At 32.6% G+C, this 23,615-nt stretch carries 21 protein-coding genes; 19 read left to right on the forward strand and 2 right to left on the reverse strand.

From position 1 onward, the window contains the following. The first annotated feature begins 16 nt into the window (after window positions 1-16). Entirely contained in the window at window positions 17-1,021 is a 1,005-nt protein-coding gene (locus MHH94_RS03640) for a zinc-binding alcohol dehydrogenase family protein (RefSeq protein WP_078354925.1), read from the forward strand. A 242-nt stretch (window positions 1,022-1,263) separates the two neighbouring features. Here MHH94_RS03640 and MHH94_RS03645 read toward each other — a convergent pair whose 3' ends face one another. Both MHH94_RS03645 and MHH94_RS03650 read right to left on the reverse strand, forming a co-directional pair. Next, window positions 1,264-2,700: a YhgE/Pip domain-containing protein gene (locus MHH94_RS03645; protein ID WP_078355000.1), complete on the reverse strand. Its 1,437-nt coding sequence runs from the start codon at window positions 2,698-2,700 to the stop codon at window positions 1,264-1,266. Next, entirely contained in the window at window positions 2,693-3,151 is a 459-nt protein-coding gene (locus MHH94_RS03650; protein WP_048541036.1) for a MarR family winged helix-turn-helix transcriptional regulator, read from the reverse strand. Before MHH94_RS03650 ends, MHH94_RS03645 begins: the two co-directional genes overlap by 8 nt. A 249-nt stretch (window positions 3,152-3,400) precedes the next feature. Here MHH94_RS03650 and MHH94_RS03655 point away from each other — a divergent pair, with 249 nt between their 5' ends. The 18 genes from MHH94_RS03655 to nhaC all read left to right on the forward strand — a co-directional run bounded on the left by MHH94_RS03655 (window position 3,401) and on the right by nhaC (window position 23,547). Further along, window positions 3,401-4,501: an ABC transporter ATP-binding protein gene (locus MHH94_RS03655; protein WP_048541034.1), complete on the forward strand. Its 1,101-nt coding sequence runs from the start codon at window positions 3,401-3,403 to the stop codon at window positions 4,499-4,501. A gap of 41 nt (window positions 4,502-4,542) precedes the next feature. Then, the gene (locus tag MHH94_RS03660) at window positions 4,543-5,796 is read left to right on the forward strand and encodes an extracellular solute-binding protein (RefSeq protein ID WP_232157249.1); all 1,254 of its coding nucleotides are present in this window, start codon (window positions 4,543-4,545) and stop codon (window positions 5,794-5,796) included. Window positions 5,797-5,804: 8 nt separating this feature from the next. After that, window positions 5,805-7,073, forward strand: a complete 1,269-nt coding sequence (locus tag MHH94_RS03665; RefSeq protein WP_232157248.1) for a sugar ABC transporter permease — start codon at window positions 5,805-5,807, stop codon at window positions 7,071-7,073. Further along, window positions 7,073-7,915 (forward strand): sugar ABC transporter permease, encoded by an 843-nt coding sequence (locus MHH94_RS03670; protein ID WP_325957956.1) that lies wholly within the window; start codon window positions 7,073-7,075, stop codon window positions 7,913-7,915. Before MHH94_RS03665 ends, MHH94_RS03670 begins: the two co-directional genes overlap by 1 nt. A gap of 15 nt (window positions 7,916-7,930) precedes the next feature. Continuing rightward, window positions 7,931-8,935, forward strand: a complete 1,005-nt coding sequence (locus MHH94_RS03675) for a LacI family DNA-binding transcriptional regulator (RefSeq protein ID WP_058591132.1) — start codon at window positions 7,931-7,933, stop codon at window positions 8,933-8,935. A 14-nt stretch (window positions 8,936-8,949) separates the two neighbouring features. After that, window positions 8,950-10,605: a glycoside hydrolase family 13 protein gene (locus tag MHH94_RS03680; RefSeq protein WP_107609240.1), complete on the forward strand. Its 1,656-nt coding sequence runs from the start codon at window positions 8,950-8,952 to the stop codon at window positions 10,603-10,605. Window positions 10,606-10,897: 292 nt separating this feature from the next. Further along, window positions 10,898-11,863, forward strand: a complete 966-nt coding sequence (gene dhaK, locus MHH94_RS03685) for a dihydroxyacetone kinase subunit DhaK (protein ID WP_058591131.1) — start codon at window positions 10,898-10,900, stop codon at window positions 11,861-11,863. A 12-nt stretch (window positions 11,864-11,875) separates the two neighbouring features. Then, window positions 11,876-12,451 (forward strand): dihydroxyacetone kinase subunit DhaL, encoded by a 576-nt coding sequence (dhaL, locus tag MHH94_RS03690; protein ID WP_058591130.1) that lies wholly within the window; start codon window positions 11,876-11,878, stop codon window positions 12,449-12,451. 2 nt (window positions 12,452-12,453) lie between these two features. Further along, window positions 12,454-12,822 carry a dihydroxyacetone kinase phosphoryl donor subunit DhaM gene (gene dhaM, locus MHH94_RS03695; RefSeq protein WP_325889139.1) on the forward strand — a complete coding sequence of 123 codons (369 nt, stop codon included), beginning with the start codon at window positions 12,454-12,456 and terminating at the stop codon, window positions 12,820-12,822. A gap of 79 nt (window positions 12,823-12,901) precedes the next feature. Then, window positions 12,902-13,606 carry a FadR/GntR family transcriptional regulator gene (locus MHH94_RS03700; RefSeq protein WP_025906426.1) on the forward strand — a complete coding sequence of 235 codons (705 nt, stop codon included), beginning with the start codon at window positions 12,902-12,904 and terminating at the stop codon, window positions 13,604-13,606. A gap of 417 nt (window positions 13,607-14,023) precedes the next feature. Beyond that, a complete protein-coding gene (locus tag MHH94_RS03705) occupies window positions 14,024-15,559 on the forward strand; it encodes an AbgT family transporter (protein WP_058591128.1) in 1,536 nt (511 codons plus the stop codon). A gap of 173 nt (window positions 15,560-15,732) precedes the next feature. After that, window positions 15,733-16,674 carry a mannose-6-phosphate isomerase, class I gene (gene manA / locus MHH94_RS03710; protein ID WP_058591127.1) on the forward strand — a complete coding sequence of 314 codons (942 nt, stop codon included), beginning with the start codon at window positions 15,733-15,735 and terminating at the stop codon, window positions 16,672-16,674. A gap of 15 nt (window positions 16,675-16,689) precedes the next feature. Then, window positions 16,690-16,920 (forward strand): hypothetical protein, encoded by a 231-nt coding sequence (locus tag MHH94_RS03715; RefSeq protein ID WP_048541014.1) that lies wholly within the window; start codon window positions 16,690-16,692, stop codon window positions 16,918-16,920. Window positions 16,921-17,284: 364 nt separating this feature from the next. Beyond that, window positions 17,285-18,301, forward strand: a complete 1,017-nt coding sequence (locus tag MHH94_RS03720) for a LysM peptidoglycan-binding domain-containing protein (protein ID WP_058591126.1) — start codon at window positions 17,285-17,287, stop codon at window positions 18,299-18,301. 205 nt (window positions 18,302-18,506) lie between these two features. Beyond that, complete coding sequence (locus tag MHH94_RS03725; RefSeq protein WP_208182653.1) at window positions 18,507-19,877, forward strand: EVE domain-containing protein; 1,371 nt, start codon at window positions 18,507-18,509, stop codon at window positions 19,875-19,877. 140 nt (window positions 19,878-20,017) lie between these two features. Continuing rightward, complete coding sequence (locus MHH94_RS03730; RefSeq protein ID WP_058591124.1) at window positions 20,018-21,391, forward strand: alanine/glycine:cation symporter family protein; 1,374 nt, start codon at window positions 20,018-20,020, stop codon at window positions 21,389-21,391. A 244-nt stretch (window positions 21,392-21,635) separates the two neighbouring features. Continuing rightward, on the forward strand, window positions 21,636-21,995 hold the full coding sequence (locus tag MHH94_RS03735; RefSeq protein WP_048541006.1) for a transcriptional regulator, SarA/Rot family: 360 nt from the start codon (window positions 21,636-21,638) through the stop codon (window positions 21,993-21,995). 127 nt (window positions 21,996-22,122) lie between these two features. Then, on the forward strand, window positions 22,123-23,547 hold the full coding sequence (nhaC, locus tag MHH94_RS03740) for a Na+/H+ antiporter NhaC (RefSeq protein ID WP_078354918.1): 1,425 nt from the start codon (window positions 22,123-22,125) through the stop codon (window positions 23,545-23,547). Window positions 23,548-23,615: the final 68 nt, after the last annotated feature.

The raw sequence follows: 23,615 nt of genomic DNA on the forward strand, positions 1-23,615 counted from the left end.
AAGAGGTGACTTTTAGATGAAAGCAATTGGTTTTAGTAACAGTTTTGATTTGAAAGTATCAAACGAATTTGAAGAAAGAGATATACCAGTTCCAGAAGCTAAAGAAAGAAATATTTTAGTGAAAGTGAAAGCTGCGAGTATAAATCCTATAGATACGAAATCAAGAAATACATCTGATGGGGAATTTAAAATATTAGGTTATGATGCAGTAGGTGTCGTTGAAGCGGTCGGAGAAGAAGTAGAATTATTTCATGTAGGTGATGAAGTCTATTATTCCGGCACAAATACGAAACAAGGATCGAATGCAGAGTATCAATTAGTAGATGAACGACTTGTGGGCATTAAACCAGAACACTTATCTTACGTTGAATCAGCAGCTTTACCTTTAACTGCACTAACGTCATTTGAAGCATTATTAGAAGGACTAAATATTTCATCTAACCCTGAAGACAATAAAGATAAGAAATTACTGATTATTAATGGTGCAGGTGGCGTAGGTTCTGTAGCTACTCAAATTGCGAAACATTTGGGGCTAACAGTTATCACGACTGCATCACGTAAAGAAACAAGAAGATGGTCAGAGAAAATGGGTGCTGATATAGTACTCAATCATAAACACCATTTACCAGATGAATTAAGAGCACATAAAATTAATCAAGTAGATTATATCTTTAATACGCATAGTAGTGATGCTTACTTTAATGTAATGGCAGAAATGATAAAGCCAAGAGGAAAAATCGTAGCACTTGTTAATTTTATGGATAAAGTAGATTTAAATTTATTAAAAGATAAAAGTGTGACATTCTCATTTGAGTTTATGTTCACTAGACCAAAATACGAAACAGACGACATGATCGCACATCATGAATATTTGAGAAAGTTAACATACTTATTAGATAGAGGTACGATTAAAACAACTGTAAACAAGACATTAAAAGGATTAAGCGTAGAAACAATTACAGAAGCACATCGTTTAATAGAAGAAGGAAAAAGTATTGGTAAAATAGTAATAGAATATTAACAGTACTAATAGAGATTTCGTTACGAACACTTCTGGTCAAACTTGTTTATAACGAGGGTGTTACAAACACTTTCGTCCAAACTAGTTCATAACGGGTGTGTTAATTACAAAAGTCGACGGAAGTGTAACTATGGGGGTCTATAATTACAAAAGTCGCAACAACAGTAACTAACGGTGCCGTCACTACTTATCATAAACTACAAAAAAGCACAACCTCACGCGAGGTTGTGCTTTTCTATATCTTAATAGTCGTTTTCGTTTGCGATACGTCTTAGGTGAGGATATTTAGAACGTATAACATATACAAGTAATGTTAGTGCGGCGAATACGATTGCGATAAGTCCAATTATGAGCATTGATTGTCCATAAGTTACACCACTTGTGAAGTTAAAGATATTCTCTCTTAATGCTTTGATAACATAACTCATTGGAGAGAATGGGTGTAAGTCTTGGAAGAACTTACCTGATAATTGTATTGGGAATGTACCTTCACTTGATCCTAATTGTAAGATCAATAGTATAATCGCTAAGAATTTACCGATATTACCTAATACAATTGTTAGGAATGTCACAATCATATATGCTGCGATACTCCATAAGATGAGTGTTAAAGTGAAGTATCCTGGATTTGCAATATCAATTTCAAATCCGTATAAACAAAGGACTGCTAGTGCTAATGCTGATCCTAAAGCTTGCATCATAAATATCGCAAACTTACTTAACCACCATTTGAATCCTGTAGAATCACCAATTCGTTTATCAATAGGGTAAACTGCTGAGAATGCAACTGCACCTACATATAAACTTAATGATAGGATATATGGCGCAAAGCTTTGACCATAGTTATTAACTTCTGTTAAATCATCCTCGTTTGATACGACTGGATTATTGATTGCTTTAACATTTTTGTCTTCAAAGTATTTATCATCTGATTGTTTAATAGCTTTATCAATATTTGCTTTTAATTTATCGTTATTAGCTTGTAAATCATTTAAACCTTGAGATACTTTCATACTGCCTTGTAAAAGTTGTTGTCCTTCTGCGCCAGCCATTGGAGCAAGTTGTTCTAATCCAGACTCAACTTGTTTATTACCATCAATGAGTTGAGATTCTGCATCTGACATTTGTCCAAGTGCTTTAGAAGTATCTTTATAACCATCTGTTAATTTATTCATACCTTTAAATGATTCTGAAATATATTTCTCACGAACAGATTCACTTAAGTTATCTTCAACAGCTGTAATAGCTTTAGATGCGATTTGTGAACCAGTGTAACTATAACCAGGGTTCGTTTTGACATTTAAGTCGATTTTTTTAGGATTTTTGTCTAACATAGAACCTGCATTTTTAGTCGTTTCAGCTGGTATAGAAATGACAGCATATGATTCACCATGTTCTAAATGTTTGTCAGCAGTTTTTTGAGAAACAAATTCCCATTTAAATTTATCATTGTCTTTTAATTTATCTACTACGTCTTTACCGATGTCTGCCTTTTCACCATTGATTTTTCCACCGTTATCGCTATTCACTACAGATATCTTTAATGAATCCGTCTTTCCGTATGGATCCCATAATGAACCTACAAATACTGAACTATAAATAAGTGGAATAAGCATAATTGCTACAAGTGATACGAGTAGAAACTTATGTGTCCATAAATTTTTTATATCATCAAACATGATTAACATTGTCCTTTCCTGTTATAAGTTTATTAGCTTTCTCTAATTGTTTAACAAACGTTATAATCTCATCGTTTGAAAAGTGAGAAGACAGTTTACGATTAAATGTTTCGTAAATAACATCTTCAGTACGCTTTACAAGTTCGAAACCTTTATCCGTTAGCATAACAGATTTCTCTCTCTTATCTTCGCCTTGCTGAATTGCAATGAGGTCTTGGTTCTTCAATTTATTAATTCTGTTTGATATAGCAGTTTTAAAGACACCTTGTTTAGCAGCAATAAAACTGTATGTACATCTAGGGAAATCTTTAATAATTTTTAAAGTTTGATATTGTTCTTTAGAAACTACTTCATCTAATCCAGAGTTATTTAAAATCTTTGCAACTTCACTGTGTATATTAATGATGGATTCTTGGAATAGGTTAAAAGCTTTTTTTAATTCTTCTTCCATAATTAGTACACCTCCTGTACTTAATACAAAGAGTATAGTACACCCTATGTACTATAATTGCAAGAAGTTTAACTCAAAAAAGATACAATCGTTTGCATGTAAAGGCTTTCTTTTTAAAATAAATGACTCATATTGTTGGAGATCAACTATGCAATCGTTTGCATAAAATTGTTGACTTTTTAACTTTTTACACATATGATAAATCTATATTAAATTTTGAAAGCGATTACAATTATGGAGGGTTTATCTATGGCTGAAATGAAATTAGAGAATATAAAGAAGACTTACGACAAAGGTAATACTGTAGTACATGATTTTAACTTACATATTAAAGATAAAGAGTTTATTGTTTTCGTTGGTCCATCAGGGTGTGGAAAGTCTACAACTTTGAGAATGATCGCAGGATTAGAAGACATTACATCAGGAAATTTTTCAATTGATGATCGAAGAATGAATGATGTCGCACCGAAAGATAGAGATATCGCAATGGTCTTTCAAAATTATGCATTATACCCACATATGACAGTCTATGACAATATGGCGTTTGGTCTTAAACTACGAAAAATGAATAAAAAAGAAATAGATAAAAGGGTTCAATACGCAGCTGAAATTCTTGGATTAAAGGAATATTTACCAAGAAAACCTAAAGCTTTATCAGGTGGTCAAAGGCAAAGGGTTGCATTAGGTCGAGCGATTGTAAGAGATGCGAAAGTATTCTTAATGGATGAACCTTTATCTAATTTAGACGCGAAATTAAGAGTTCAAATGAGAACGGAAATATTAAAGTTGCATGAACGATTACAAACTACAACGATTTATGTCACACATGACCAAACAGAAGCTTTAACAATGGCGACACGTATTGTTGTCTTAAAAGATGGCGATATTATGCAAATAGGTACACCTCGTGAAGTATATGACGCACCTGAGAATGAGTTTGTTGCACAATTTATTGGCTCACCTGCAATGAATATCTTTGACGCAAAGGTTAATAAAGACGAGTTAGTGATTGGCAATCAAGTGATTAAATTAAATGAAAGCAAAGCACGCATGTTAAATCATAACGGCTATGATGGCAAGACGATACGATTCGGTATTCGACCAGAAGACATTCATGATGAACCTGTATTTATCAAGGCTAATAAAGATGTAACCTTCAAAACTAAAGTACTTGTTAGTGAGTTATTAGGTTCTGAAATTATGATCCACGGATTATTTAACGATGAAGAAATATGTGCCAAGTTAGATGCTAGAACAGTGATTCATCCAAATGATGAAATTGAGCTCGCTTTAGATTTAAATAAATGTCACTTCTTTGATAAGGAAACTGGAGAAAAAATAAAAAATTAATTTATTGAGTGAATCAACAATTAATGAAAGAAGGGGATTAGATGAAACATTTAATAAAAATTTGCTCAATATTACTCGTGACATTATTGCTTGCAAGTTGTGGTCCTAATCGAACACAAGAAGATATTGATAAAGCACTTAACGATGATGAAAAAACAGCCAAACCTAAGTCACTTACGATGTGGGTAGATGGCGATAGACAAATGTCTTTTTACAAGAAAGTAACGGAAGATTATACAAAAAAGACAGGTATTAAAGTCATTCTAAAAAATACAGCTCAAGATGATCAAGTAGATAACTTATCGCTTGATGGTCCTTCAGGTAATGGACCTGACTTATTCTTTCAACCGCATGACCGTGCAGGTGATGCATATTTACAAGGATTAGCGGCAGAAATTGATTTTACAGATGAAGAATTGAAAGGTTATTCCAAAGAAGCTTTACAAGCTTTAAATTATGAAGGTAAACAGTTAGCATTACCCGTTATCGTAGAATCAACGGCTGTTGTCTATAACAAGAAACTCGTTAAGAAACCACCAAAGACGATGGATGATGTTGAAAGAATCGCAAAAGATGTAACGGATAAAGATAAAAAGCAATATGGATTTATGTTTGATGCAAAGAACTTCTACTTTAATTATCCATTTTTATTCTCACAAGGCGGATACATATTTAAAGAAGAAAAAGATGGATTTAATACAAATGATGTTGCAGTAAATGATCCATCTGTCGTGAAAAATGGAGAGAGATTACAATCTTGGTATGACAAAGGATATATTACGAAGTCAGCTAATCAAGATGTAATTGTTGGGCTGTTTAAAGAAGGCAAAGTAGGCATGTTTGTTACAGGACCTTGGCAAACGAATGAGTTTAAAGAAGCACTTGGCGATGATTTCGGAACAGCAACTTTCCCAACTGATAATGGTAAAGAAATGAAACCATTTTTAGGGGTAAGAGGTTGGTTTATATCCGAATATAGTGAAGAGAAATACTGGGCTAAAAACTTAATGCTGTATTTAACAAATAAAGATAATATGCAGAAATATACAGATGAAATGCAAGAAATTACAGGTCGTACAGACGTTTCTTCTAAAAATAAATTATTAAAGCCATATGAAGAACAAGCTCAAAATGCTATTCCAATGCCAAATATTCCAGAGATGAGTCAAGTATGGGATCCGATGGGAAATGCAGCAGTATTTATGTCCAACGGTAAAGACCCTAAAGAAGCACTTGATGAAGCGAAAAACGGTATTGATGAACAAGTAGAAATTATGAATGCATCTAAAAAATAAAAGAAGGTGTGAAAATGAGAAATCCAAAATTAGCAGCCGTGCTATCGATTATTCCAGGTATTGGCCAATTCTATAATAAAAGATATATAAAAGGTAGTATATTTATCGTATTTTTTATTAGTTTTATTTCAGTATTTTATCAATTTATGAATATTGGATTCTGGGGATTATTCACTTTAGGTACAGTGCCTAAATTAGATGATTCAAGGGTTCTATTAGCACAAGGTATCATTTCGTTATTATTAATTGCATTTGCGATCACTTTATATATCGTGAATATCATAGATGCTTATCGTAATGCAGATCAATATAATAAAGGATTTGAAATTAAAGATCGTAAAGGTCGAATGACGGCGACATGGGATAAGACTTTCCCATATTTATTAATATCACCGGGTATCTTTTTATTAATATTTGTTGTCGTATTTCCACTTTTATTCATGTGTTTTTTAGCTTTTACAAACTACAATTTATATAATGCACCACCTAGACATTTATTAGAATGGGTAGGATTTGATAACTTTAAATCATTAGTTACGGTACCTATTTGGAAGACAACATTCTTTAACGTATTAACTTGGACGATTGTTTGGACTTTAGTAGCGACTACTTTACAAATCGCGTTAGCGTTATTACTCGCTATTATTGTTAATCATCCACTTATTAGATTTAAAAAGCTAATTAGAACAGTATTAATCTTACCTTGGGCAGTGCCATCGTTTGTGACAATATTAATCTTTGCTGCCATTTTTAATGATGATTTTGGTTCGATTAATAATGATATCTTACAACCATTATTTGGTATTGCACCAGCATGGTTAAATGATCCGTTCTGGGCAAAGGTTGCTTTAATATTAATTCAAGTATGGCTTGGATTCCCATTCGTATTTGCTTTATTCACAGGTGTTCTACAAAGTATTTCATCAGACTGGTATGAAGCGGCAGATATGGACGGCGCATCAAGTTGGCAAAAATTTAGAAATATTACGTTTCCACATATTTTATTTGCGACTGCACCATTATTAATTATGCAATACGCAGGAAACTTTAATAACTTTAATTTAATTTACTTATTTAATAAAGGTGGTCCACCTGTTTCTGGTCAGAATGCAGGTAGTACAGATATCTTAATTTCATGGGTTTATCGATTAACATTTGATATGCAAAATTATAATATGGCTGCAACGATTTCATTAATTATTGGCGTGTTTATTGCCATTATTGCATTCTTACAATTTAGAAAGACGAGTACTTTTAAAGATGAGGGGGATATTTAATGAATAAGAAGAATAAAAATATATTAAGAGCGATTATCATGTATGGCATTTTGATTATTATGTTTATTATCATTATTTATCCATTACTGTGGACTTTAGGATTATCACTCAACTCAGGTTCTAATCTTTATGGTTCTTCGATAATTCCGAAAGATGCATCTTTGAAAAATTATATTTATTTACTAACTGATCCATCAAGTGACTACCTCACTTGGTATAAGAATACTTTAATCGTGGCGACGGCTAATGCATTATTCTCAGTGATCTTTGTTGGTTTAACGTCATACGCATTTTCTAGATATCGTTTTGTCGGTAGAAAATACGGACTGATTGCATTTTTAATTTTACAAATGTTCCCTGTATTGATGGCAATGGTAGCAATTTATATCTTATTAAATACAATAGGCTTATTAGATTCACTATTTGGTCTTACTTTAATTTATATAGGTGGTTCCATTCCGATGAATGCATTCTTAGTAAAAGGATATTTCGATACAATCCCTAAAGAATTAGATGAATCTGCTAAAATAGATGGTGCAGGACATATGAGAATATTTTTCACAATTATGTTACCGTTAGCTAAACCGATTCTAGCAGTTGTTGCACTATTTAATTTTATGGGACCGTTTATGGACTTTATTCTGCCAAGAATATTATTAAGAAGTCCTGAAAAATACACACTAGCAGTCGGATTATTTAATTTTATAAATGATAAATTCGGAAACAACTTTACAGTATTTGCTGCTGGGGCAATGATGATTGCAATACCAATTTCTATCGTATTCTTATTATTACAAAGATACTTAGTGACTGGTTTAACGGCAGGTGCTACAAAAGGATAATAAAGGAGTGATCTCGTGGTTACAATAAAAGATGTTGCGAAAGAAGCAAATGTTGCACCATCAACAGTATCAAGAGTGATTAGTGGACATAAAAGTATAAGTGATAAGACATCAAAGAAAGTTAAAGCTGTGATGAAGCAATTGGGCTACCAACCTAATATTGCCGCGAGAACACTTGTAACACAAAAATCTAAAACGATTGGTTTAATTTTAAAATCAGCTTCTAAAGAAATGACGCAAAATCCATTCTTTACAGATGTTCTTATGGGGATATCAATTGCTTGTAAACAAAGAGAATATTCTACGATTATGACAACATCAGTTGAACAAGCTGATTTATTAGTTGAAGTTGAAAATCTCATTAAATCTAAATCAATAGATGGCTTTATTATGCTTTATTCAAAAGAAAATGATCCTGTTACACAACTACTCAAAAAATATCAATTTCCGTTTGTTGTTGTAGGTAAACAACTAGGTGAAAGAGAAATTATTCATATCGACAATGATAATGTCGAAGCAAGCCAAATGATAACTGAATTTATGATTCAAAAAGGGCATGAACATATAGCTTTTATAGCTGAACCAGATTCATATGCTGTTGCATTGGATAGGGTAGAAGGCTTTAAGAAAGCTTGCGATAAACATGGTATTAATCAATATGAAATTTATCATGCAAATCCTAATAGAGATGAAATATTAGCAATCATTAAAGAAATGAAAGAAACTGCGGCTTGCCCTACAGCGATTATTACATCAGATAGCATGATCAATATTAATTTATTAAGCGCATTATATGAACTTAATATAAGAGTGCCAGATGAAGTGATGACAGCAACATTTAATGATTCATTTATTAATACTTTTGCTTCACCACCTCAAACGGTTGTAAATATTTATCCTGAACATTTAGGTGAGGAAGCAGGTATAGCATTAATTAAACTGATTGAGAATCCTAATATTTTAAGAAAAAATACGATTATTCCAACAGATATAATAGAGAGAAAATCAACGATAAAATAAGAGGTGACTAAATGATGGAGGAACGAATTTGGTGGAAAGAAGCGGTATGTTATCAAGTTTATCCTAGAAGTTTTAATGATTCTAACAATGATGGTATTGGTGATATAAATGGTATTAGAGAAAAGTTAGATTATTTGAAAGATCTAGGTATAGATGTGATTTGGGTTTCACCAATATTTAAATCACCTAATGATGATAATGGCTATGATATTAGTGATTATCAAGACATTATGGATGAGTTTGGTACGATGGAGGACTTTGAATTACTTTTAAAAGAGACACACGATAAAGGTATGAAACTCATATTGGATTTAGTCATCAATCATACATCAGATGAACATCCATGGTTTATCGAGTCTAAATCGAGTAAAGACAATCCTAAAAGAGATTGGTATATATGGCAAGAAGGAAAAGACGGTAAAGAACCTAATAACTGGGGCAGTATATTCAACGGTTCAGCTTGGGAAAGAACTGAAGAAACAGATGAGTATTACTTGCACATTTTCAGTAAAAAACAACCAGATTTAAATTGGGAGAATGAAGCGGTCCGTTCGGAATTATATAATATGATTAACTGGTGGTTTGATAAAGGTATCGATGGTTTCCGAGTAGATGCGATTACACATATTCAAAAATCATTTGAAGATGGCGACATACCAGTAGAACCTGGTGATGAACAGTATAAAGCAGCATTTGAACGTTATACGAATAGACCAGGTATATTAAATCATTTACGTGAATTGAGAGATGAAACATTCAATAAATATGACATTATGACGGTAGGTGAAGCAAATGGTGTCAGTCCTGATGATGCGAATGATTGGGTAGGCTTTGATAATGGTATATTTAATATGATTTTTCAGTTCGAACATTTAGGATTATGGAATACAGAAGATAGTGGATTTGATGTTATACAATATAAAAATATCATGTCTAAATGGCAAGACCAACTTGAAGGTGTAGGCTGGAATGCACTATTTATCGAAAATCATGATCAACCAAGACTCGTTTCAACTTGGGGAGATGATGAGCATTATTGGTATGAAAGTGCAACAAGTCATGCGACAAATTATTTCTTACAAAAAGGCACACCATTTATTTACCAAGGACAAGAAATAGGGATGACGAACTATCCGTTTGAATCATTAGAAGATTTTAATGATGTTTCTGTTAAAAATGAAATTAAATTGAAAGAACAAAATGGAGAAGATACATCATCTTTATTAAATAACTTGAGTAAAGTAAATAGAGATAATTCTCGATCAATGATGCAGTGGGATAATCGTGCGTATGCAGGATTTTCCACAACAGAACCATGGTTCCACGTAAATCCAAATTACAAAACAATCAACGTAGCAGGTCAGTTAGAAGATGAGCATTCTGTATTAAATTATTATAAGCGTTTGATTCAATTGAAAAAAGATTACGACGTGTTTAATTACGGTAAATACGAACTAGTCGATAAAGATCATAAACAAATCTATAGTTATAAGCGCATATTAGATAACGAAGAAGTTATTATTATGTGTAACTTAACAAGCGAAAAAGCTACTATCACATATCCACTTAATCTAGAAAGAAGTAAGTTATTATTGCACAACTATATAACGATAGAAAATACCAACGCATTAGAACCATTTGAAACAAGAGTATATCGAATAGAAGAATAATGAGTTGAAATCCGAGACAAAACCTGTTGTCTCGGATTTTTTATTTGTGTGTTGGAATGTATCAACCATAATTCAGAATAATGGTAATAAGATGGGTACTCTCTTAGGGATATTTCTCAGAATTCTGTCTCTAAGCGCCATGTTAGGGACATTTTTCGGAATTCTGTCCGTATGCCCCATATCCACTCATTCTTAAATTAATATTTCTTATTAACTCATATTGTTAACGCTTACGTATCTAAACGTTTTATAATGGAATAGAAAACATAGAATTTAGGCGGGAGGTCATTTTATGAAGAAATTAATGAATGAAAAAACAAACTTTGTAGCGGATATGCTTAAGGGAATCGAAGTAATGGATAACTCAGTTGAAATTATTAGCGGCAATGTTGTCGTTCGTAAAAATGTTAAAAAGAGTGGTGTTGCTTTAGTTTCTGGTGGTGGTTCTGGTCATGAACCTGCACATGCTGGATATGTTGCTGAAGGTATGTTAGATGCAGCTGTATGTGGTGAAGTCTTTACTTCTCCAACACCAGATAAAATTCTCGAAGCGATTAAACATGTCGCGACTGATGAAGGTGTCTTATTAATCATTAAGAACTATGCCGGAGATGTTATGAACTTTGAAATGGCACAAGAGATGGCAGAAATGGAAGGTATTTCTTGCCAATCCGTTATCGTACGTGATGATATTTCTATTGAAAATGAACAAGATAGAAGAGGTGTAGCGGGTACAGTTCTTGTACATAAGTATGCCGGCTATCTATCTGATAATGGATATAATTTAGCAGCTATTAAAGAAAAAGTAGAATCATTTATTGAAAATATTAGAACAATTGGAATGGCCATTTATCCTTGTTTAGTACCAACAACTGGTCAATACGGATTTGATTTAGATGATAATAAAATGGAGATTGGTATTGGTATTCATGGTGAACGTGGTATTTATCAAGAAAATATTGAAACAATCGATAAAATCATTAATCGTTTAATGCATGAACTTGAAAAGGAAGTTTCTGATAAATCATTAATCGTTATGATTAATGGTATGGGTGCGACACCAGATTCTGAACTTGCAATCATCGCGCATTATTTTAATGAATATGCAGAGCAAAATGAATTAGAGGTTAAAAAATATTTTGTTGGTAATTATATGACTGCACTCGATATGCAAGGATTTTCTATTACATTAGTGCCTTATCAACAAGAAGTTGAAGAAGCATTTAACGCACCGACAGAAAGTAAATATTTTAAATAGGAGGCATTTTAAATGAACGCAGAAACATTGTTAAACAAACTTAAAGATTTAAGTCATACGTTTGAACAAGAAGAACAAAATTTAACACAATTAGATAGAGCAATTGGTGATGGCGACCATGGTGTTAATATGTTACGCGGATTTAAAGCAGTGGACGAAAAAGTTACAGGAGATACAGTGAGTGATATATTGAAATCTACTGGCATGACTTTAATGAGTTCAGTAGGTGGTGCATCAGGTCCACTGTATGGATTTAGCTTTGTTAAAATGGCAGGTCTAGATTATGATGAAATCACTTCTGATAATTTATTAGAATATATAAATACTTTTAAAGATGCAGTTGCAGCTAGAGGTAAAGTAACAGGCGGCGAAAAAACAATGTATGATGTGTTATTAAAAGCCTCAGATCACTTATCGAATGGAGATTCATTATCTGAAGATGTGTTGCAACAGTTCGCTGAAGATACTAAAGATTTAGAAGCAACTAAAGGTAGAGCAGCCTATTTCAAAAAGGATTCTATAGGACATATAGATCCTGGCGCTCAAAGTATGGTTTATGTATTAAAAGCTTTAAGTGAGGGTGTGTAAATATGGCGACAATAGGTATTATTAGTCATAGTAACGATATCGCACAAGGTGTAAAAGCATTATTGGAACAAATGTCTCCAAGTGTTACAGTTATCGCAAAAGGTGGGACAAATGAAGGTGGAATCGGCACAAGTATTGATACGGTTAATGAAGTGATTGATGCATTAACTGAAGATGCATTGTTATTTTACGATATTGGTTCATCTGAAATGAATTTAGACATGGCGTTAGACTTATATGATGGTGAACATAAATTGTACAAAGTAGACGGTCCCATTGTAGAAGGTGCATTTTTAGCAAGTGTATCTTTATCAACAGGTGCAACATTAGAAGAAGCAATGGAAAGTATTAAAAGAGAATTTCATCAATAATTTAAATTCTTTAAGATGAAATATATTTTAAATGATATAATTGCTCTACTAATGATTTTAACAAGGTGGAGAAAGAAGAATGAAGATATCGAACAAGAAATTATACGAAAAAGTTGCAGATGTCATCATATTAGATATTAATGAAGGTCGTTTGAAAATAGGAGACCGCTTACCATCTATAAAGGCTTTATCTGAAAGTTTTGGGGTAGGACAAGCAACGATAAGAGAAGCATTGAATGCGTTAAGAGCAATGGGCTATGTAGAAATTAAACACGGGCAAGGTACTTTCATCGTTGAAAGAGAAGAAGTTTATTTTAATATCGAAGCAATCAATGGAGACGTTAAAGATATTGAAAATTTACTAGAAGTCCGTAAAATTGTTGAAGTCGGTGTATCAAGACTAGCAGCAGAAAAAAGAACAGATGATGACTTGCATGCTATTGAATCTGCATTAAAAGATATGAAACAAGCCATTCAAGACAATGAATTAGGAGAAGCTTCTGATTTGAAATTTCATTTAGCTGTAGTAGAAGCGGCTAAAAATGATATGCTTAAACAATTATTGTTAAATGTATCTGAAATCATGAGACATACAATGAAAGAAACGAGAAGGATTTATTTATATACGAAAAGTAAATCAATCGAGAAGTTATATAATGAGCATAAAGAAATTTTTGAAGCTATTAAATCTCAAAATGCAGAGCTTGCGCAACATAAGATGGCATTTCATTTAGAAGAAGTGGAAAAAGTTGTACTTAGTAATATTAAAAAAACAGAACAATAATAATTGATGATGATAACTGCTATTGGTGTCTTACAGAGACATGATAGCAGTTTTTTATTTTATGCAAAATTAAAAGCGATAAGCTTCAGGAGGCTTATCGCTTTAGGGTATGTAACCCCATCCGTTCCATTTCATAATCATATATAAAGACTTCTTACAGTTAATAATAAATTGCATGATGTCTATTCGAAAATGAAGTACATTTATTACAACTTATCATCTGTATACTTAGTATAAGGTCAACTGTGCACTTTATCAATGTTAATTCTTAAAAAAAGATGCCAAATTTACACTTAAATGCGATTTAAAATTTTATATAAAGACTTGTTATAAAAACATTTGTAAAATTATCAGAACCTTCAAAAAATAAATACAGTTTGATATACTGTTTTTAATTTACTGATGGGAGGATAATATATGAATCAAACAAAAGAAAGAGTTTCAATCATTAATAGATTTCTAAATTTAATAGAAAGAGCAGGGAATAGATTGCCCGATCCAAGTATACTATTTTTCTTCTTATGTGCAGCGTTAATATTTCTGTCTTGGTTTATTTCATTATTTCACATAAAAGTTGAAAGTCCTGCAACTGGAAAGACTGTAGAAGTTACAAATTTAATTTCTAGAGAAGGTTTCGGAAAAATTATTAGTGAATCTATCACGAATTTTTCGGAATTTCCCGCATTAGGCTTAGTACTAGCAGTTATGTTAGGGATAGGTGTTGCTGAAAAGACGGGGTATTTTGATAAGTTAATGATACAAGTTGTTCAGAAAGCACCTAGAAAAATCATTGTACCAATTATTATATTTGTAGGTATTATCGGTAATGCTGCAGGAGATGCAGCGCCAGTCGTGTTACCACCATTAACAGCATTAGTCTTTATAAAGTTAGGTTATCATCCGATTGCTGGACTTGCGATGGCTTATGCCTCAGCACTAGGTGCATTTGCTGCGAACGTTACATTAGGTATGAGTGATGCGTTAGTATATGCGTTTACGAAACCAGCAGCTGAAATAATTGATAAAGATATCAATTTAAATGTCGCGATGAACTGGTATTTTATTGCAGCATCAACAATTATATTATTACCAGCTATTTATTACGTCAGTATGAAAGTCGTTATTCCGCGTTTAGGTATATATAAACCTGATGAAGGTTCTGAGGATCAAAGAGATGATAATGAAATTAGTGCAAAAGAAAGTAAAGCATTGAAGTTTGCAAATATTAGTTTCTTTGTTGTTGTAGCGTTATTACTTGCTTTAGCGATTCCTGAAAATGGTTGGTTAAGAAATCCAAAGACAGGTAGTTTAATTGATAAAGCACCATTGATGGATGGTGTAGGTATCATTATTTTAGTTATCTTTTTCGTGCCTGGATTTGTATATGGTATTCTTTCCGGGAAAATCTCAAATACAAAAGATTTAGGAAAAATGTTATCAGATTCCATGTCCACAATGGGTAGCTTTATCGTTATTGTATTTTTTGCTGCTCAACTTTTAGCATATTTAGAATGGAGCAATTTAGGTATTGTGATCTCTGTAAAAGGTGCAGAATTATTGCAAGGTCAAAATGGAGTCATCTTGATTATTGGATTTATAATTTTAAGTAGTCTTATCAATCTATTAATCGGAAGTGCCTCAGCTAAATGGGCAATATTAGCACCAATCTTTATACCAATGTTTATGTTATTAGGCTATCATCCAGCATTTACACAAATGGTTTATCGTATCGGCGACTCCATTACAAATCCGATTACACCGATGATGCCATATTTACCATTATTACTTTCATATGCTCAAAAATATGATAAAAATATGAAACTAGGTACATTAATATCTAGTTTAATGCCATATTCAATTGTGTTAGGAATCGTTTGGCCATTATTTATGATTATATGGTACTTACTTGGTATACCTCTAGGACCAGGAGGAGATATTTATTTTAATAAATAGTATTATGCATTTTAATAATTATAAAATTAATAATAGTTATAAATTCGATCTATCTGTGTTATGAGTATTCCACAATATAGTGTCGTTATGGTACAATCACCATTGGTACATTAAAACGATTATAAAAATAAGCGGTATACAATATATAACAACAATAAGAAAAGGATGATTGAATGTCTCCATTAATTTTAAAGCCTGTATTCAAAGAACGTATATGGGGTGGTAGAAATTTAGAAAATATGGGATATAACCTGCCTGAAGGACGAATCGGTGAATGTTGGGGAATATCTGCACATGTAAATGGGCCAAACGAAATCGCAAACGGACCATATAAAGGACAAACTTTAGATGAAGTTTGGTTAAATCACCCAGGACTTTTCGGTAATCCTACAGAAGAAAAGTTCCCATTATTAACTAAGATTCTTGATGCAAATGATCAACTATCTGTACAAGTACATCCTGATGATACATATGCACATGAACATGAAAACGGTGAATTTGGTAAGACAGAATGTTGGTATATTATAGATGCTAAAGAAGATGCAGAAATTATATATGGAACATACGCAAACACAAAACAACAATTAGAAGAATTTATACAGAATGAAGATTGGGATCACTTATTTAAACGCGTAAAAGTAGAAAAAGGAGACTTCTTCTATGTACCTAGTGGAACAGTTCACGCAATAGGTAGCGGTATTATGATTCTAGAAACACAACAAAATTCTGATACAACATATAGAATTTATGATTATGACAGAATTGATAAAGACGGCAAGAAGAGGGAACTTCATTTAGATAAGAGTATCGACGTTATAACAGTAGGTGCACAAAGTCCAAATGTACCACCTAAAAAGATTGATGATGAAGAACAAAAAGGAACATTATTAATCGAAAGCGACTTCTTTACAGTTGCAAAGTGGGAAATTAGTGGGACATTTAATTTTAGAAAACCTAGAGACTATTGCTTAGTAAGTGTGATAGCTGGAAGCGGAGAAATTATTACAGATGGTAATGTATTTGAAGTAGAAAAAGGCGATCATTTAATCATGACAGCAGATGATTTAGATAATCACATAAATGGTGAATTAGAAGTCATCATTAGTTATGTGTAGATAGGGGTCTATCAAATGAAAAAATTTCTATATTTATCATTAGTATGTGCAGTCATTGCAGGATTAGGTTTATTTTTCGGAATGCCTAAGTATCCAACGCCAGTCATACCATTTATCATTGCGTTAATTGGTTTAATACTTGCAATCTCTACATTAAAAGATAAAGACATATCAGCAGGACTCAAAATAGGCGGCATATTAGTCAATCTTATGCCATGCTTAGCAGGGTTATCGCTGATCGTATAAAGCATAATAAATCAACAGTAGAAATTCTGTAATAGAATTTCTACTGTTTTTATGTATGATAGGGTACAAAATCAGGATGTAACGCACGAAGACTCGTAGATATCGTGCGATAGGGTACAAAATCAGGGTGTACTGCAAGAAGACTCACGCATATTATCTTCCTACCCACCTACTCAATTTACCTTGCGCTATTTATAATATGCGATTTATTATATTTGTTCATTTTCTAATTAATCTTTAAAAGTAATATACTATTATAGGATTAATGAAAATGAAATAAAACTGTAATATAAACGATAAACATTACGGTGTATAATTAATAAGAATTCATAAAAAAACTGTAAGAAGATGGAGGTAAGTTATTTTGAAGAAAAAGACAATAGCGGCATTTGTTGGTGCTTCGGTGGCAGTTGCAGTATCTTCTCATCATGCGGAAGCAGCAACTTATAAAGTTAAAAGCGGAGATTCTTTATGGCTGATTGCTGATAAACATAATACAACGATTGCGAAAATTAAAAGCTTAAATAAATTAAGTTCAAACCTTATTTTTCCTAATCAAGTATTGCAAGTTCCTGGAACTTCAAATTCATCAAGTACATCAAACACGAGCTCAAGTAATACTTCAACTTCATCAACGACATATTACACAGTAAAATCGGGAGATACATTAGGGGTTATTGCTGGTAAATATGGTACAACGTATCAAAAAATTATGTCATTGAATGGGTTAAGCAACACAATTATTTATCCGGGACAAAAATTAAAAGTTAATGGTACAGCAACTTCTAGTAGTAACACGGGTAGCTCTAGTAATAGTGGAGCGTCTAATGCTTCAAGTAGCACTTCTACTTATACCGTTAAGTCAGGAGATTCACTATCAGCGATTGCAGCTAGGTATGGAACGACATACCAAAAAATTATGTCATTAAATGGTTTGTCAAACTTCATCATTTATCCGGGACAAAAATTAAAAGTGAGTGGAACAGCATCAAGTTCAGGTTCTGCTTCTAATTCAAATAACAACAGTGGTTACACATCACCGACATTCAATCATCAAAACTTATACGACTGGGGTCAATGTACTTGGCACGTATTTAACCGTCGTCAAGCTATAGGTAAACCAATTAGTACTTATTGGTGGAATGCAAATAACTGGGCAAGTGCAGCTGCTAAAGATGGTTATCTAGTTAATCATACACCGTCAGTTGGATCAATTCTTCAATCATCAGCTGGCTACTATGGTCATGTATCATTTGTTGAAAGAATTAATTCAAACGGAAGTATTCAAGTATCAGAAATGAATTTTAGTTCATCACCAGGAGTACTAACTTACAGAACGGTACCAGCTTCTCAAGTTTCAAGCTATAATTTTATACATTAATCATTGAAGAGTCTTGGACATTATGATGTGTCCGTGGCTCTTTTTTTATGATTGTAAACATAGACATGAGTGTGAATGTCTTATACAATATTAATGTGTTGTTAAAAAAGTAAATTTTAAGCGTAATTATTATATGAAAAAGTTAAGATATCAAAGTAAACATCATTATGAAAATCGATCATTATAGATATTAAGGAGTATACATATGTCTGAAGAAAAAAACTACTTTTGGTTAAATTGTGGATATAATAGGTGGCGTCATACGGAACCATTAGAAGGCCAAACTGCAGTGTTTGAATCAGGTGCAAGCTTTAATCCAACGCAAGGCTATCATGCATTTAAGACAGCCAAACCAGGAGATAAAGTGATTTATTATCAAGTACAAAATCAAGTCGGCTTACTTGGGTTCGGTGAGATCTTACAAGTTCAAACGGGTGGTAATCAAAAAGTAAGTATCCAATTTAAGTTTGAGCAATCTTTAACAATGTTATCTATTGAATATTTAAAGAGAAGTGAACAATTAGAATCTAGAATTAAACAGATGACAGAACAATTGTTTAATCGAATTACGAAAGAAGAATTCGAATTAATTATAGGCTTGGGACAAGGCGCTATAAAAATTCCTAGGTATTTCTTACTAACAGAAGAAATTCAATTTGAAGAAGAGCAAACGTATACAATTTTTACACATACTGTAAATGGTATAAAGAGAAATGGTTATACATACTATACTCAGTTAGAAATAGGAGACCAGATTATATTTTTAAGTAGAAATGCTAATCAGTCTATAATAGGAACAGGGGAAGTGTCAGATAGTATACATAAGTTGCCACCACAACCAGGTAGAACAGATTCTACGTGTATTGAAGTTAAATATCATGAAGATATTAATCCTGTGAATATTGGCGAATTAAATAGACATCAAACTTTAAAGAAATTATATTTCTTGCAAGATAGTTCGAAACAATCTATTGCTAATTTAACAAAAGCACAATATGATGCAATGATAGATATGAGTAACGGGACGTACAAAGAAAGTTCTAGCAATCAATATGAGATGTCTGTGCAACCTGAGCAGGAAAATGAATCTAAAAAAGATAAACCTATTATTTTAATGCTTTGTGACAATAAGGAAGACGGTTTGAAAAAAGCGAAACATTATGTTGAACGTGAACTTGCTAAAGGTATATATACAGTAGGTCATCCTGATTTCTCAGAAGAAATGTTATATGGTCGATATTTACCAAATGAAAGTGGCGCTTTATATTATAGAGAAGGTTTCATTACAGGACATATTACGAACTCAGAAAGAGAATGGCTAGTGATTGACCAGTTTGAAAGAATAGATCCAGAAATCTTTCAATTATTCTTAAATGTGCTTGATGGCCACGAAATGACATTACCAAGATATAATCACGAAGGTAAAATGGTGAAGTGGAGTTTAGAAAAAGACTCATTCTATCGTCATAATCCTAAATGGCGCATGATTGGTTTATGTTATGGTTCGATTGAAGAAATTAAAGAACAATACTCACATCAATTTTTAAAACATTGTAGAGTATTACATGTAGGATAAAATAGACGGAATAAAATCTTAACACTTAAGATTTTATTCCGTTTTTATATTTTAAAAGGTTTATAAATTACAGAATATTCTGTAATATAGAATTATGCTTGGTTTATATTTCACAAATAAAATAGCAAAGGGGTCATTTTATGGAGAAAATCGTAGCATTCTCAGATTGGTTATGGGGGTATCCAATCGTCACACTTTTATTAGTATCAAGCTTATTTTTAACATTGTATTTAGGTTTAATTCAATTCAGACATTTTGGTTACATGATGAAACAAACTTTTGGAAGTATTAATAAAGAGCCTAAAGGAGAAGGTACGATTACTCCGAGGCAAGCGTTAACGTCTGCTTTATCATCAACAGTAGGTGCGGCAAACATTGTCGGTGTACCTACAGCCATTATGATGGGTGGACCTGGTGCAGTATTTTGGATGTTAGTGATCGCGTTTCTAGGAATGGCATTAAAATATTCCGAAAATGTACTAGGTATATATTATCGTGAGAAAAACGATAAAGGAGAATTTGTTGGTGGACCTACATATTATATGAAAAAAGGTTTCAAAAATAAAAAAGTCGGACTAGTATTCTCGTTTGTATTTGCATTTGCTTTAATGATTGAACTTATCCCAAGTATTATGGTACAAGGGAATTCAGCAGCAAGTACTGTACAAGATACATTCGATATTCACATGGGTATAACAGGAATTGTACTAGCTGTTATTGCAGCTTTAGTTGTATTTGGTGGTATTCAGCGTATTGCAACATTTACCGAAATGATCGTACCGGTTATGGTAGGCTTATATTGTATTATGGGCTTCTTGATTATTATACTGAATATTCAACATGTGCCTAGCGTAATTGCTTTAGTTGTTGAGAAGGCTTTTAATCCAGATGCGGCATTAGGTGGTAGTTTCGGTGCTGCGTTAGCCACAACAGTACGTTGGGGATTTGCACGTGGTATTTATTCGAATGAAGCAGGTCTTGGTACGTCACCAATTGCACATGCGGCTGCAAAGACTGACCATCCTGTAAGACAAGCATTCTGGAGTGTAAGTGAAATTGTTGTAGATACATTAATCATATGTAGTACGACAGCATTTGTCGTTTTAGTATCTGACGTTTGGAAAGATAATGATGCTAAAGAACAATCTGCTGCACTTACAGCTCGTGCATTTTACAATGCATTTGGAACATTTGGAAGCTGGATTGTTTCTATCTCTATGGTCTTCTTCGTATTCTCGACAATCATTGTTGTTATATACTATGGTTCAAGAATGGCAGAATACTTATTTGGCTTAACGGCAGGATTTATTATGAAGATTGTTTATGTACTATCAATCGCACTTGGTGCATTCGGTGCTGGTACACAACTCTGGAATTTATTAGACATTGCACTTGCATGTATATTGATTCCAAATATTATCGCAGTCGTGATGTTAGCGCCTAAAGTTAAAAGTTTAACAACAGAATTCTTTACTGGAAAAGAATTCTATTTAAAAGATAAAGCTAAAAAGTAAGTATCTACAATTAATTGAATACAAGAAAAAGATTATAACGATTACAGTTATAATCTTTTTTTATTTGTAAAATTATAGTACTTCTATGCACTTTGTGAGTTAGTCAATTCGGTTTGATAATTAACTGCTATAAAAATACATAAATTGTCAAATATATATTTAAATTCCATATTGATGTTATTTAATTTTGTGTTAAAATTATTTTAAGAAAATCTAATTAATGGAAAAAACAGGAGGTCAGACTATGAAGACTCAATCTTATTCAGAAGCAATTTCAACATGTTCAGCGTTTTTCGATCAGCAAAATAAAATTGATAATATCTTTTTAGTTATTGAACAAAAGTATGGTCTAAAGAAGCATGAATTTTTCTTTTTAATGAAATTAAATGAAGTGGAAGAAGTACATCTTAAAGATGCTATTGAAAAAGGCTATATTAAACAAAATAAATCAGCGAGAGCGATCAAACGTTTATTTGAGAAAAGATACATATTAAAAAATCGCTTAAAATCAGACGAACGAGCAGTAATTTTACGTTTTAACAATGAATATAAAGAAGAATTCAATGAAATTATGCAAGAAGTTATATATATGCTTAATGAATAATTATATGAGTTATAAGTATGAGCCTGGCACATAAATATTTGTCCAGGCTTTGTAATTATGGCATTGTAATATGTACCATGAAATATTAAAATTATAAATGTAAGCGCTTTATTTTAGGAGGTTATCTATGGAGAAGAATAGTACATCTAAGAAAGAGATTAGTTTCTTTTGGGCCGTTGTGCCATTTTTATTTATGATTATCAGTATGTTATTTACGGTAGTCGTTTTAGAACAAGCTCCGCACATACCGTTAATGATAGGAACAGCAATTGCTGCAATTGTAGCGTACTATCATGGGTATAGCTGGCAAGACATTGAAGAAATGATGTATAAAGGTATTAGGCTAGCCTTACCAGCAATCGTCATTATCATTTTAGTTGGACTGATCATTGGTGCTTGGATAGGTGGAGGCGTAGTAGCGACAATGATTTACTATGGCTTGAAATTAATAACGCCATCATTATTTTTAGTAACCATCGCAGTTATTTGTGCAATCGTATCATTAGCAATTGGTAGTAGTTGGTCAACAATGGCAACAGTTGGTGTAGCGGGTATGGGAATCGGATTAAGTATGGATATTCCAGCTGGCATGATAGCCGGAGCTATTATATCAGGATCATACTTTGGTGATAAGATGAGTCCATTATCAGATACGACAAACTTAGCAGCAGGACTAACAGGTACAGATTTATTTGATCATATTAAACACATGTTCTATACGACAGTACCTGCCGTTATCATTTCACTAATTGTATTTTTTATTTTAGGACAACAATTTTCAGCTGGTAATATGGATCAAGCAAAAATAGATGCTATCAATAGTGAAATGCTAAATAAATTTACAATTTCACCGTGGCTGCTGCTCGTACCCGTAATTGTTATAATATTAGTAGCATTTAAAGTGCCAGCAATCCCAGCTTTAGTCGTCGGTATTGTCTTAGGATTCTTATCACAAATATTTATTCAAGGTGGTAGTCTTCATGACAGTGTGAAAACATTACAAACTGGTTTTGTACTAGAAACAAAAAACGACTTAGTTAAAGAATTGTTCAACAGAGGTGGATTAGAATCCATGTTCTATACAATTTCAATGACTATAGTTGCTATGACATTTGGAGGCATCCTAGAATACTCAGGCATGCTGAAAGCTATCATTACAAAAATTTTAAAAATCGCAAAAGGTACTGGTGGTTTAATAGCATCTGTTATTATCTCATGTATAGGTACAAACGCTTCATGCTCAGAGCAATACATATCGATTGTAGTTCCTTCAAGAATGTACATTAATACATTTTTGGAAAGAAGGCTACATCCGAAAAACTTATCACGTGCACTTGAAGACGGTGGTACAGTAACTTCAGTATTCTTCTTATGGAATACATGTGGGGTATTTATCGCCCAAACATTGAATGTGAATGTATTAGAATATGGTATTTATGCAATCTTTAATTATACAGTACCAATTATATCCGTCATCTTTGGATATGTAGGATTTAAAATTATCAAAATTAATGAAGAAGAATATAAAGAATTTAAAAAACAAGCTACTTAATAATAGAAATGAAGAGGTGCTAGGACAGAAATCTAATTTGTAAAAAAAGATTTCGTAGTCCCGCCCCG

The organism is Mammaliicoccus sp. FSL K6-3158 (assembly GCF_038005105.1).
Lineage (GTDB): Bacteria > Bacillota > Bacilli > Staphylococcales > Staphylococcaceae > Mammaliicoccus > Mammaliicoccus sciuri.

Bases quoted from the DNA above. Each gene is read 5' to 3' on its own strand.
- MHH94_RS03640 (WP_078354925.1), top strand. From the start codon at position 17: ATGAAAGCAATTGGTTTTAGTAACAGTTTTGATTTGAAAGTATCAAAC.
- MHH94_RS03645 (WP_078355000.1), bottom strand. From the start codon at position 2,700: ATGTTTGATGATATAAAAAATTTATGGACACATAAGTTTCTACTCGTA.
- MHH94_RS03650 (WP_048541036.1), bottom strand. From the start codon at position 3,151: ATGGAAGAAGAATTAAAAAAAGCTTTTAACCTATTCCAAGAATCCATC.
- MHH94_RS03655 (WP_048541034.1), top strand. From the start codon at position 3,401: ATGGCTGAAATGAAATTAGAGAATATAAAGAAGACTTACGACAAAGGT.
- MHH94_RS03660 (WP_232157249.1), top strand. From the start codon at position 4,543: ATGAAACATTTAATAAAAATTTGCTCAATATTACTCGTGACATTATTG.
- MHH94_RS03670 (WP_325957956.1), top strand. From the start codon at position 7,073: ATGAATAAGAAGAATAAAAATATATTAAGAGCGATTATCATGTATGGC.
- MHH94_RS03680 (WP_107609240.1), top strand. From the start codon at position 8,950: ATGGAGGAACGAATTTGGTGGAAAGAAGCGGTATGTTATCAAGTTTAT.
- dhaK (WP_058591131.1), top strand. From the start codon at position 10,898: ATGAAGAAATTAATGAATGAAAAAACAAACTTTGTAGCGGATATGCTT.
- dhaL (WP_058591130.1), top strand. From the start codon at position 11,876: ATGAACGCAGAAACATTGTTAAACAAACTTAAAGATTTAAGTCATACG.
- dhaM (WP_325889139.1), top strand. From the start codon at position 12,454: ATGGCGACAATAGGTATTATTAGTCATAGTAACGATATCGCACAAGGT.
- MHH94_RS03700 (WP_025906426.1), top strand. From the start codon at position 12,902: ATGAAGATATCGAACAAGAAATTATACGAAAAAGTTGCAGATGTCATC.
- MHH94_RS03705 (WP_058591128.1), top strand. From the start codon at position 14,024: ATGAATCAAACAAAAGAAAGAGTTTCAATCATTAATAGATTTCTAAAT.
- manA (WP_058591127.1), top strand. From the start codon at position 15,733: ATGTCTCCATTAATTTTAAAGCCTGTATTCAAAGAACGTATATGGGGT.
- MHH94_RS03715 (WP_048541014.1), top strand. From the start codon at position 16,690: ATGAAAAAATTTCTATATTTATCATTAGTATGTGCAGTCATTGCAGGA.
- MHH94_RS03725 (WP_208182653.1), top strand. From the start codon at position 18,507: ATGTCTGAAGAAAAAAACTACTTTTGGTTAAATTGTGGATATAATAGG.
- MHH94_RS03730 (WP_058591124.1), top strand. From the start codon at position 20,018: ATGGAGAAAATCGTAGCATTCTCAGATTGGTTATGGGGGTATCCAATC.
- MHH94_RS03735 (WP_048541006.1), top strand. From the start codon at position 21,636: ATGAAGACTCAATCTTATTCAGAAGCAATTTCAACATGTTCAGCGTTT.
- nhaC (WP_078354918.1), top strand. From the start codon at position 22,123: ATGGAGAAGAATAGTACATCTAAGAAAGAGATTAGTTTCTTTTGGGCC.